The sequence below is a fragment of the Xanthomonas phaseoli pv. dieffenbachiae genome (assembly GCF_008639345.1).
In the GTDB taxonomy this organism is placed as follows: domain Bacteria; phylum Pseudomonadota; class Gammaproteobacteria; order Xanthomonadales; family Xanthomonadaceae; genus Xanthomonas; species Xanthomonas phaseoli.
On record NZ_CP041380.1, the window covers coordinates 4,984,031 to 4,995,442 of the forward strand.

9 protein-coding genes and 2 pseudogenes are annotated in these 11,412 nt (G+C 59.6%); 2 read left to right on the plus strand and 9 right to left on the minus strand.

The window, feature by feature from the left end:
- Nucleotides 1-22: 22 nt before the first annotated feature.
- On the minus strand, nt 23-352 hold the full coding sequence (locus FLG15_RS22115) for a hypothetical protein (protein ID WP_057678545.1): 330 nt from the start codon (nt 350-352) through the stop codon (nt 23-25).
- A gap of 75 nt (nt 353-427) precedes the next feature.
- Between FLG15_RS22115 and FLG15_RS22120 the strand changes: the two genes are divergently transcribed.
- Nucleotides 428-988 carry a sce7726 family protein gene (locus tag FLG15_RS22120; protein ID WP_057678544.1) on the plus strand — a complete coding sequence of 187 codons (561 nt, stop codon included), beginning with the start codon at nt 428-430 and terminating at the stop codon, nt 986-988.
- Here the strand turns inward: FLG15_RS22120 and FLG15_RS22125 are convergent.
- The 3 genes from FLG15_RS22125 to FLG15_RS23670 form a co-directional block, all read right to left on the minus strand.
- Nucleotides 985-1,998: a beta family protein gene (locus tag FLG15_RS22125; RefSeq protein WP_150147436.1), complete on the minus strand. Its 1,014-nt coding sequence runs from the start codon at nt 1,996-1,998 to the stop codon at nt 985-987. The two genes, FLG15_RS22120 and FLG15_RS22125, sit on opposite strands and share 4 nt — an antisense overlap.
- A 332-nt stretch (nt 1,999-2,330) precedes the next feature.
- Nucleotides 2,331-2,606 carry a BPSL0761 family protein gene (locus FLG15_RS22130; RefSeq protein ID WP_081023104.1) on the minus strand — a complete coding sequence of 92 codons (276 nt, stop codon included), beginning with the start codon at nt 2,604-2,606 and terminating at the stop codon, nt 2,331-2,333.
- Between the two features lie 81 nt (nt 2,607-2,687).
- Nucleotides 2,688-3,446, minus strand: coding sequence for a hypothetical protein (locus FLG15_RS23670; RefSeq protein WP_209250086.1), 759 nt, complete (start codon nt 3,444-3,446; stop codon nt 2,688-2,690).
- Between the two features lie 170 nt (nt 3,447-3,616).
- Here FLG15_RS23670 and FLG15_RS22135 point away from each other — a divergent pair, with 170 nt between their 5' ends.
- Nucleotides 3,617-3,859 carry a helix-turn-helix domain-containing protein gene (locus FLG15_RS22135; RefSeq protein ID WP_057678548.1) on the plus strand — a complete coding sequence of 81 codons (243 nt, stop codon included), beginning with the start codon at nt 3,617-3,619 and terminating at the stop codon, nt 3,857-3,859.
- A 138-nt stretch (nt 3,860-3,997) separates the two neighbouring features.
- On the opposite strand, the pseudogene FLG15_RS22145 reads toward FLG15_RS22135, so the two are convergent.
- The 5 genes and pseudogenes from FLG15_RS22145 to FLG15_RS22165 all read right to left on the minus strand — a co-directional run.
- Nucleotides 3,998-5,028: pseudogene (locus FLG15_RS22145) on the minus strand (IS3 family transposase); the annotation flags it as partial.
- A 33-nt stretch (nt 5,029-5,061) separates the two neighbouring features.
- Nucleotides 5,062-5,412 (minus strand): annotated as a pseudogene (locus tag FLG15_RS22150) (ArnT family glycosyltransferase); the annotation flags it as partial.
- 149 nt (nt 5,413-5,561) lie between these two features.
- A complete protein-coding gene (locus FLG15_RS22155; protein ID WP_244665600.1) occupies nt 5,562-7,262 on the minus strand; it encodes a phosphoethanolamine transferase in 1,701 nt (566 codons plus the stop codon).
- A complete protein-coding gene (locus FLG15_RS22160; protein WP_057678844.1) occupies nt 7,246-8,154 on the minus strand; it encodes a cation diffusion facilitator family transporter in 909 nt (302 codons plus the stop codon). The genes FLG15_RS22155 and FLG15_RS22160 overlap by 17 nt, the downstream gene beginning before the upstream one ends.
- A 91-nt stretch (nt 8,155-8,245) precedes the next feature.
- Nucleotides 8,246-11,407, minus strand: a complete 3,162-nt coding sequence (locus FLG15_RS22165; RefSeq protein WP_057678841.1) for an efflux RND transporter permease subunit — start codon at nt 11,405-11,407, stop codon at nt 8,246-8,248.
- Nucleotides 11,408-11,412: the final 5 nt, after the last annotated feature.

The window sequence follows — 11,412 nt, forward strand, 5'->3', positions numbered from 1 at the left end:
TCCGTTGGGCCGCGGCAGATTGTTACATATGGGCTTGCTGGTGGGCAAAGAGCAGCTTCGCCAAACGCTTTGCATGAGCGTCAGTGCCGTCCCAGACGGTCGCTAAGGCTTCCATCAGCACCCTGGAATCGCTAGGGTCTGCCGTTCCCTCGTATGCATCAACTTCTGCATATTCGCATAGCTGCCGCATTGTCCTGCTGACCTTCTTGGGCTTGCCAAAAAGGTTTCGGTACACCTGTGGCTGACCCAGGTTGGATGCCCTAGCAATAGCAGAACTACTGGTAAGCCCGCCCAGAGCAAGTTTTTCTTTCAGCGCCCCAGCCAGGACGTGCGGTTGCTTTAGCCGTTTCATGCAGATAGTGCCATGCTAATTGCATATAAGTATAGCCATGCTATGCTCCCGCTGTACATTCTCGCCTAACCAACGATGAGAGAGCTTCAGATCAAGCAGGCCTTGGCAGGCCATCTGGCCAAGGAGGCCGAAATCAATCAGGTGTCACTGATTGAGGAGTTGCGTCTGCACGGCGGAGAAGTGCGGGCCGATCTAGTACTGGTCGAGCAGATGCACTGCTTTGAGATCAAAAGTGAGGCGGACAGTCTTGCTCGCTTGATCAACCAGGGTTCTCGCTATGGCTGGGTCTTCGACCGAGTCACCTTGGTCATGGCGCCTTGCCATGTTGCGAGGGCGATGGAGCTCCTTCCGCCTTGGTGGGGTGCGATGGTAGTTGATTCGCAGACCGGTACTTTCAGGCGTCTGCGCGAGGCAGGCCTGAATGTTCGGCACAAAGCTACATCGTTGGCCTCCATCCTGAACAGGGAGGAGGCACTAGAGGTCCTGCGTAGAGAAGGGCTGATCAAGGGCTGGCGTAGCAAAAGCTTGTATTTGATACAGCAGCATATCGTCCAAACATTTGAGTTGGATGAGATCAGAGAGCACATTCGCGCAGCGCTGCTCGCCCGCGCGGGCAGCGTCTCATCACTGCACTAATACTGTTTCTTCAGCACGTAGCTGATGTGGTGTGTCCAGTACTCGGTAATGTGTAGATGGCCACTGCTCTTCTTCTTCTCCGGGATCGCCGGGTCAACTCGGTCCGCGATAAGCCTGTCGCCGAAAGAGAAGGCTGCCCCTTGGAATTCATGCGGGTACATGTTGACGAGGATTTCAGAGATGGAAATTGACTCCTGCCGGGTTGCCTTGGTTCCTCGAACAATGCGCCACTTGTCGTCCAGAGCATAGCGGATGGTGACACGGCTGCCGCGGCGCTGAAGGACTTCTTCCGTCCAGTCCGGGTTGAGCGGGCCGTAGTCCGAAAAGCCGACTAGGGCCAAGGGAGCAAGCGCTTGCACCTGTTGCCAAAGCTCCCAGTCTTTGCGGTCGACCTCGCCGGCGCCGACGATGTTGGCGAGTGAGCCGGGGAAGGAGCCCGACGCCAGGTGAAGGTGTGCGAGACCCAGCCCCTTGAGAGCATTCAAAGTCGCTGCCAGGGTCGTGCGGTCCGCCACGCTGGTCGCCGGGGTTCGGCCAAGATCAACAATGAGGCGGTCCACCTTTGCCGCTAAGCCAGGCACGGCGAGTGCATTGCGCACCAAGGCGACGCCCAAACCCAGCCCCGGCAGATCTGCCCGCAGGCGGAGCGCGACCTTGCGATCGCCCAGGTTCGGCGCAATTACAGTCAGGTCATGTGCGGCCGTCACTGGATTCAGTACTGGCATTGCAAGCTTGCCTGAGCCATGAACCTGCTTCAGGAATTGATTCAATTCCTTTAGTCGGGTCTTTGTTAACACGCCTTCCGGACTGGCATAGTCGACCAGTGCAGGGTACCTCCAGACCTTGGCATAGCAATCGAGCATGGACTCATGCTGCTTTGAGTCGCGAACCTCCACACATGGCAGTGCTCTTGGAATTACCGCTGCAGTGAGCTCCAATAGTGCACGTTGCTCATATTTCTGCCGTTTAATAATTGGTACGTACTGCGGGTACATCGGAAATGTCGCCATGGCCCCCTCCTTGGCGTTTTATGGTCCGCAGGCAAGCAGAGTCGCCTGGCAATTGGCTCATGAAGAAGACCTCCTCCATGAAGCGGATCTGATACTGGATCGGATTCTACGCCGAGTCAAATCCGCCAAGTTTCGTATCTAGTAGTATCAATAGGAGCGCGAGTACATTGGGGGAAGTAAAAAAACCCGGCCCTGCGTCAGACGGATAGAGAGAGGGGGCGTCGTAACTCGGGCAATACTTCAAAAATGGCAAACCACGACGTATTTTTGAATACCGCCAGCGGAGCCGATATGGCTTGTCTCATCCTCCGACCCCATTGATCAGATCATCTCTAGCCTCCTATGTGTGGACCATGTTTATACCCGCGAATCCAGTCAGGATCGAACGCGGTAACTAGATAGTTCCTTATCAGCCTTGACCCTGAGAGTTGTAGCAGATGCGCTTCATTGGCCGCAATCGCTTCAACGTCCGACACTGAAGGGAAGTGACGCAGTAGTCTATAGGCCTCAGTTCGGATCGCTCTAGGTACGGTGGCGTTAGCCGAAAGTTCTTTAAGAAACGCCCCAGCCTGGATAAGGTTGCGCGTGCGTTCAATTGGCATCGTCATTTTTTCTCTCTAAGGTACGCTGCTGCCCCTTGCGGATATGCGGACCTACGTTGGATTTCTCGTCCCACATCCGAACCTCGATCAGAGCAGTGTCTGGTCTGCGGTGGACGTAGGCCCATGCCTGTGCTGTGGCACGTCGGACCAATATGACGTCCCCTCTGGCAGCAACATGCTCAGAAAGACGTCCAAAAGGATAGGCCGCTTCCAATTCGGATCCGGTACAAAGCAGTAATCATCACGTGCCAGTGTGTTACTGGCCGATCGAGAAGTGAGCCAACGCGCTCGGCGGCGCATCTCCTCTATCATCGCGTTACGTGCCGCTTCTTGATTCATGCCCGTTCGCAAGAATGCGGCGGCCGCACCCCGGGCTCCGTACCAGGCCAGGTAGCGCTTTCGCGCCAAACTGTGATTGGCCCACTCATCGGCCATTACATGCATGATCAAGCGCGCACCGGCTGGCTCTAGCGTGTGGCGGCGTAGTAAGTGGGTTAGGTAGGTTTCGATCTCGGCATGAGCAAGTTCGCCCCATAGCTCCAACTTGGCGTGCAAGGCATTGGGGCGTGCAGCCAGATCGATCAAAGTGGAATGGAGTTTGACTTGGAGATCGTGCGGGCTGCCCCAGTCGGTGGGGTAGAACCAGGCCAGCGGCTCGTACAGCGAGCGCCGAATGCCCGGTCCTGGGCTATGGGAGACCCGTATCGCTCCTGCATCCTCTAAGCGCCCTAACAGCGATTGGCTTAGCGCCGTCCCGGTGCTGAAGGGCGCCACGGTTGAGGTGGACAGTTCAAGCGCATACCAGGCGGCAAGGCGTACCAAGCCCAGCGACTGTGCATAGGGCACCAAATCGCAGGCGGCGGGCGGCAGAGTCGGTTGAGTGGCTGCACATACCATCGCACCTCTCGCGAGTAAGCCGATGATGCTACCAGTGGCCTCCTGAGTTGGCTACATGTTTTTCATGTAATCGGTAGGTGGGTCATAGATTCCTCAGTCGTCCAAGCCCGGTGACGACAGTGGCGTCCAAAACCATTTATCGCGATGACTATCGAAAGCTGGTGGAACGGCTACGGGACCGCCGCGAGACGTTGGGGCTGTCGCAGAGTGAGGTGGCCCGCGCATTAGGCTGGCCACAGCAGCGTATCTCTGCGGTTGAGGCCGGAGCTCGCCGGCTGGATGTCATCGAGTTCTTCCAGTTGACCTCAGTCCTGTGCCTGACTGCGTCGCAAGCCGTCAAACTCGTCTTTCCGCCCGCCTGAGGATATTGACGGCGGACCCCTTCGTCTATCGGGGATAGGGCGGTAATCCAAACCTAGGGACCTCCTGAACAACAACGCGACCCAAATGTTGCGTCGAGATTAATACTGCCGCTGATACGCCCAGGGTTCCGTAGACACTCAAGACCCTCGTTGCGCGTAGCGCCGTTCAAACTCTACAGGGGATAGGTTGCCCGTTGAACCATGGCGGCGTTTTGGGTTGTAAAACATCTCGATGTAGTCGAACGCCTCGGCGCGTGCGGCGTCCTTGGTAGGATAGATCCGCCGCCTGATCCGCTCGCGTTTGAGCAGGCCGAAGAAGCTCTCCACCGGGGCATTGTCGTGACAGTTGCCGCGCCGACTCATGCTGCACACCAAGCCATGGGATGCCAGGAAATTCTGCCAATCATCGCTGGTGTAGACCGATCCTTGGTCTGAGTGAATCAGGCAACCCGATCTGGGTTTGCGCCGCCACACCGCCAACAGCAGGGCCTGCACGACCAACTCGGTGTCGGCCCGATCACGCATCGCCCAGCCGATGACTTGTCTGGAAAACAGGTCGAGCACAACGGCCAGGTACATCCAGCCTTCATGCGTGCGGATGAACGTGAAATCGCTTGCCCACACCGTGTCCGGCGCGGTTACCTCGAACTGCCGATCAAGCAGGCTGGCCGCCGCTGTGCATTCGGCCCCGCCGTGGAAGCGGGGTTTGCGAGCATAGCCCACCTGCGCTCGCAATCCTTCCGAGCACATCAGCCGATGCACGCGATGTCGACTGCAACGCTCGGCCAGATCCCGTAGATCCTTGGTGATCTTGCGATGCCCATGAACACTGCCACTGGCCAGCCATTGGTGCTTGATTAATCCCAGCAGGCGTTCGTCTTCCTTGGCGCGCTCACTCTTGGGCGACTTTAGCCAAACGTAGTAACCGGCCCGGTTCACCCGCAACACCCGGCACATCGCGCACAGCCTAAATTTCCCGCGATGGGTTTGCATGAAGGCGTACTTTGCCTTTACCCCTTGGCAAAGTACGCGGCGGCCTTTTTTAGAATGTCGCGCTCCTCGGTCACTCGGCGCAACTCGGCCTTCAGACGCCGAACCTCGGCGCTCTGGTCCACCTCGGCGCGCTGCACGACGCCGGGCTTGCCGAACTTGCGCAGCCAGGCATACAGGATGTCTAGGAAAGCCTGGGCGTATCACCCCGTCCAGTCCGGTACCTTCAGCAGGTGGCTCAACAGTCCCCACCGTGCTCCGGTAGTCATTGCCACCAGTACCATGTCGATCTTGGCCCGTTTGGCCATCAGCCCGAACTGCACCGTGGCGAACAATGCCAGCGCGGCGTAGCCTGCCACCTCGCGTCCCCACGAACGCCTAGCGATATCGTAAGTGAACCAGAGCGTCAGTAGCGCGGCGATCAGCGATGGCAGCAGGAATGCGACGTCCCACGAGCCGACTACCTTAAAGGCGGCCGCCTGCAGCCACATGAACGGCGGCGGCTTCTCCGCGTACAACTGGCTGCCTCGCATCGGCAAAAGCCATGCGCCGCTTTCCACCATGGTTCGAGCCGCAAGCACGAACCGTGGCTCGTCCGGCGGCTACGGACGACGCATGCCAATGCCTGCGACGAGTGTCGTCGCGATCAGCGCAACAACGGCCCACCACCTCCATGTGAGTCGAAGGGCTGGATGTTGTGTGTAAGAGGGGGTCATGGCGCAACACCAGCTGCCCTCGGAGCCGTACAACCACCGAACAGATCCAGATCCTTGGAATACACGTTAGTCGAGACGTCCATCACGCCGAGCACCGAATGAAACAAGTTGTCGTGCGTCGCCGGCTTAAGCGCTCGCTGCCTCACGCATTGCATCTCCAAACCACGCCACTTGGTGAGACCTGGGGACAGCCAGGCCACCATCGGGATCTTCATCTGGGTGTCGGGCGCAATCGCATAAGGCAACCCATGTAGATAGAGGTTACGCTCGCCTAATGATTCGCCATGATCTGACACGTATAAGAGTGCACTGTCGACTTCATCGATGGACGCCAATGTCTTAATGGCCTGCGCGACGAGTTCATCGGTCGCCAGGATGGCGTTGTCGTAGGAGTTAACCACTTCCTGCTGCGTGCATTCGCCGAGGTCGGCATTGCGGCAATCGGGGCGAAAGCGGCGAAGGCGCTCCGGGTACCGCAGGTAGTAGCTCGGTCCGTGATTGCCCAACTGGTGCAGGACGATCACCATGTCTTCGCGCGCCGAACGCACGCGCTTATCCAGCCCTTCCAGAAGCAGTCGATCACCGCAGGCATCGTCGGCGCAAGCTTCGGATACATCGCTGCGGCTCACCTTCTCGAACGGTAGCCCCTCGCAGACGCCTTTACATCCACCCTGGTTGTCACGCCAAAAAACTTCGACACCCGCGCGCGCCAGAACGTGCAGCAGCGACTCTGAGCGTTTGATCTCATCCTCATCGTAGCTTGCTCGTCCTCTGGCTGAGAACATGCAGGGCAACGAGACTTCGGTACTCGAACCGCAAGCGCGCACGTCCGGATAGTTCATGACGTCGAGCGTAGCCAGCTCAGGTGTCGTCTGGCGGGCATAACCGTTCAACCCCCAGTTGGCTGCGCGTACGGTCTCCCCCACCACCAGCACCAGGACGTGTGGCTTTGACTCGGCCTCGTGCCCGGTCTGACGTGCATCTGGTGCAATCACCTTTCGCGGGCCGGACGCACCCGGCGAAAAATCCTTCGCGGCGATGCGACCCATGGAAACGATCACGTTACCCGGTGTCACCAAATGGCGCAGTTCGCGGTTATTGCGCATCAATGCGCTGATGTCCTTGAAGCTGATCAGCGCCGCAACCACCACCAATAGCATTGCGAGCGCTGTCGAGCCCAACGCTAGGGAAATGGCGCGCAATCGCGTCGTGCGTTTAAGGCGTACGGTCCAGATCAATGCCAGCGGGAGCAGCCCATAGAGCAACACATGGCATAGCAATGCGAAGGTGAGCAGCTTCCTGGACTCGGCTGCATCGGTTTTGAGGATGTTCCGCGCCATGCTGACGTCGAAATAAACCGAGTAACGATCGGAGAAGTAGGAGGTGGCGACGGCGATCAGCACGAAAGAACTGAGCACTGGCTTGGTGATCGGGCGCCAGCAGATCAGCCGCACCAGCACCACGTTGAGACCGACCATCAGCAGGGCCAGGCTTGCGGCACTGCGCCAGCCACCAGCGTCGTCGAACGCCCCGGTTGCTGCGGTCGCACGCCAGAATGCCTGGTTCAGCGCGAGCGACACATAGATCGCAACGCCCCAGACCAGCCAATCACTGCCAATCAATGGGCGCCATCCGCCCTCAGCCGTTCCATGTCTTGTCATCCATACGCTTCGGAGCGAGTCAATGAACCGGGCCATGGCCTTGGTCCTCCTCACTGCACGGGACGCGTTCCGCTTGCAGCGTCAGCTCATGAACATCTGCTTTCGCGTACACAGCGCTGGCGACCTCACGCCGGACCTGGTCAAGGTCCACCGGGTTCGGCGCGACTAAAAGGTGCGCCGTGACGATCGCCTGCCGCGACGCCAACGACCACGCATGCAGATCGTGCACATCCATCACCTGCGGGTGCTCAAGCATTGTCCGTTTCAGCACACCCATGTCCAGATTTTGTGGCACGCCCTGCATCAGCACGTGCAGCGCCGAGCGCAGCAGCACCCAGGTGCGCGGCAGCACCCATAGCCCGATCAGGACTGCGACGATCGAATCAAGCACCGTCCATCCGGTCCACTTGATCACTACTGCGCCAACGATCACGCCCACCGACCCGAGCATATCGCTCCACACTTCGAGATACGCGCCCTTGAGGTTCAGCGAATCGCCGCTGCCAGCCTTTAGCAATCGCATCGCGATCACATTGACCACGAGTCCCACGACGGCGACGATGAGCATGCCGGTCGAGGCTACTTCTGGCGGCTGAGTGAAACGGCCTATTGCCTCCCAGAGGATGTAGCCTGCGACGACGAACAGCAGCGAGCCATTGACCAGCGCGCCAAGGGATTCCATGCGCCCATAGCCGTAGCTGCGCCTGGCATCGGCCGGTCGCTTCGAGATGCGTACCGCTATCAATGACACGCCTAGCGCAATAGCATCGGTCAGCATGTGAGCGGCGTCGGACAGCAGAGCCAGACTGTTGGTCATCAGCCCGCCTATCACTTCCGCGACGAGGAGGGTTGTGGTGAGCGCTAGCGCCCACCACAGCGGCCGCTCGAAACGGACATCGGAGCCGACGTGGTCGTGATTACCACTCATGAGTTGTCTCCTGGCCGCCAGTTTGGACGGCCGTTGCGCAGCGTGGACCACCCGTCATGGAGTTTCATGACGGGTGGCATACACCAGAGGTTTAGGCGGCTTCGGCTTTACGCCGCGATGTACGGTCGTGTGCCCATCGGTACAGCACCGGCAGCACGACCAGGGTCAGCAGCGTCGATGACACAATTCCGCCAATGACCACGGTGGCCAGCGGTCGCTGGACCTCCGAACCGGCACCAACGTTGAGCGCCATCGGGACAAACCCGAGTGAGGCGACGAACGCGGTCATCAACACCGGTCGTAGTCGACTGAGCGCACCCTCACGTACGGCGCTTTCCAGAGGTTCCCCCTGCTCACGAAGTCCACGAATGAAGCTGATCAGTACCAGGCCGTTGAGCACAGCAACGCCGGAGAGCGCGATGAATCCGATGCCCGCCGAGATCGACAGCGGAATTCCGCGGACCGTGAGCGCGAGAATGCCGCCCGTCAGTGCCAATGGGACGCCGCTGAAGACGATGGCCGAGTCCTTGACCGAGCGAAATGCCCAGAACAACAACGCGAAGATGATCACCAGAGTGGCCGGTACAACGATTGCCAGACGCTTGCTCGCAGAGATCAACTGCTCGAAGCTGCCGCCATATTCGATCCAATAGCCCGATGGTGGCTGCACATTGGCATTGATCACGCCCTGCAGCTCAGACACGAAACCACCCAGATCGCGGTCACGCACATTGGCCGTCACCGCAATACGGCGCTTGCCGTTGTAACGATTGATCTGGTTGGCCCCTTCGCTGGCGACCACCTTGGCGACCGAACTCAGCGGGATCGTTCTTGGACCCGATACCCCAGAAGCTTGCGGATCGCTCGCCGGGCCAAGCGGGATCGGCAGCGACTCGAGTGCCGCCGGATCCTGACGCAAGGACTCCGGCAGGCGCACCACGACGTCGAAGCGACGGTCACCTTCGAACAGCTTCCCGGCGACCTCACCGCCGACCGCGGTCGCCACCGTGCTCTGCACGTCGTCGGTGGTCAACCCATAACTGGCTAGCGCCAGCCGGTTCGGTACTACCTCGAGCAGGGGAAGCCCACTGGCCTGCTCGACGCGTACGTCAGCCGCGCCCGTGACCTTCTTGGCGACCGCTTCGATCTGCTGCCCAATCTTGAGCAATGTCGCCAGATCGTCGCCGTAGACGTTGATGGCAACGTCCGCACGCACGCCGGAAATCAGCTCATTGGTGCGCATCTGGATCGGCTGGGTGAACTCGTAGTTGTTGCCCGGCACCCTGGCGACGAGTTGCTCGACTTGCGCCACCAACTCGGCCTTGGGCTTGTCAGGGTCCGGCCACTGATCACGCGGCTTGACCATCACAAAGGTGTCGCCGATCGACGGTGGCATTGGATCGGAGGCCACTTCGGCGGTGCCGATTTTCGAGAATACTCTCTCGATCTCCGGCACCTTGAGCAGCCGCTGCTCCAGCAGGCGCTGCATATTCACTGACTGGGTCAAGCTGGTGCCGGGGATGCGCATCGCCTGCATCGCGAAATCGCCCTCGTCCAGGTTAGGCACGAACTCGCTGCCCAACCGAGTGAACAGCACGCCGCTGCAGGCTAGAAGCAGGATCGCGCCGACCGCCACCCACTTGCCTCGCCGCAGGCTCATGTCGAGCAGCGGCTCGTAGCGACGGCGCAGCCAGCCCATCAACCAATTTTCTTTCTCCTCGACCTTGCCGCCCAGCATCAGGGCGATTGCCGCAGGCACGAAGGTCAACGCCAGCACCATCGCACCGGTGAGTGCGAGGACCACGGTGATCGCCATGGGGTGGAACATCTTCCCTTCCACGCCAGTAAGCGCAAAGATTGGCAGATATACTGCGGTGATGATGCCCAGGCCGAACAGGCTGGGACGAATCACCTCGGCTGTCGCGCTGGCGGTGGTCTCGAAGCGCTCTGCCAGCGTCATCTGGCGCCCTAATTCGTGCTGGCGATGCCCGAAGCGACTCAGGCAGTTCTCGATGATGATCACCGCGCCGTCGACGATCAGGCCGAAGTCCAGTGCACCGAGACTCATCAGATTGGCGGAGATGCCGCCGCGCGCCATGCCGGTTAGCGTGAACAGCATCGCCAACGGAATAACCAGCGCAGTGATCAGCGCTGCGCGGAAGTTGCCCAGCAGCAGGAACAGGATGACGATGACCAGCACTGCACCTTCGGTCAGGTTCTTTGCAACTGTGGCGATGGTGCGATCGACCAGTTTGGTTCGGTCGTAGACAGGTGTGGCGGTAACGCCCGCAGGCAGGCTCTTGGCAGCATCTTTGAGCTTGGCCGCCGCGGCTTGCGACACGTCGCGGCTATTGGAGCCGATCAGCATCACTACCGTGCCTAGCACGACTTCATGTCCGTTCTGGGTCGCTGCACCGGTTCTCAGCTCGGCACCATCGGCGACCTTTGCGACGTCACGCATCCGGATGACTGCTCCCTCGCGTCTGGCGAGTACGACCTGCTCGATCTGCGAGATGTCTGCAACCTGGCCTGGAATACGCACAAGGAACTGCTGTCCATTGCGTTCGATGTATCCGGCACCGACATTCTGGTTATTAAGCTGCAAGGCTTTGACCACATCGTCCAGAGTCAGGCCCAACGACCTCAGTCGCGATGGATCCGGAGTGATATGCACCTCACGCTTGTAACCACCCAACGTGTTCACCTCGGTCACGCCCGGAATATTGCGCAACTGCGGACGGATCACCCAGTCTTGCAGTGTTCGCAGATCAGTTGCGGTGTAGGGCGTCCCGTCGGTCTTCTTCGCCTTGGGGTCTGCATCGATGGTGTAGGAGAAGATCTCCCCCATGCCGGTGGCGATCGGCCCCAGCGTGGGTTCGATATTGGCAGGAATCTGCGACTTCACCTGCTGCAAGCGTTCGGCGACCTGCTGCCTGGCAAAGTAGATGTCAGTGCCATCCTTGAACACCACGGTGATCTGCGACAGGCCGTAGCGCGAGATGGAGCGGAAGTTCTCCATCTTCGGCAAGCCGGCCATTGCCGTTTCGATGGGATAGGTGACGCGCTGTTCGGCCTCCAGGGGCGAGTAGCCAGGCGCGGCCGTATTGACCTGTACCTGGACATTGGTGATATCGGGTGTGGCGTCGATCGGGAGCTGGTTGAAGCTCCAGACACCGATGGCGATCAGCACGACCGTCATGGTCATGACAAGCCAGCGGTTGGCGATCGAGGTTCGAATGATGCGCTCGAGCATGGTGG

Bases quoted from the DNA above. Each gene is read 5' to 3' on its own strand.
- FLG15_RS22165 (WP_057678841.1), bottom strand. From the start codon at position 11,407: ATGCTCGAGCGCATCATTCGAACCTCGATCGCCAACCGCTGGCTTGTC.
- FLG15_RS22160 (WP_057678844.1), bottom strand. From the start codon at position 8,154: ATGAGTGGTAATCACGACCACGTCGGCTCCGATGTCCGTTTCGAGCGG.
- FLG15_RS22155 (WP_244665600.1), bottom strand. From the start codon at position 7,262: ATGGCCCGGTTCATTGACTCGCTCCGAAGCGTATGGATGACAAGACAT.
- FLG15_RS22115 (WP_057678545.1), bottom strand. From the start codon at position 352: ATGAAACGGCTAAAGCAACCGCACGTCCTGGCTGGGGCGCTGAAAGAA.
- FLG15_RS22130 (WP_081023104.1), bottom strand. From the start codon at position 2,606: ATGACGATGCCAATTGAACGCACGCGCAACCTTATCCAGGCTGGGGCG.
- FLG15_RS22120 (WP_057678544.1), top strand. From the start codon at position 428: ATGAGAGAGCTTCAGATCAAGCAGGCCTTGGCAGGCCATCTGGCCAAG.
- FLG15_RS22125 (WP_150147436.1), bottom strand. From the start codon at position 1,998: ATGGCGACATTTCCGATGTACCCGCAGTACGTACCAATTATTAAACGG.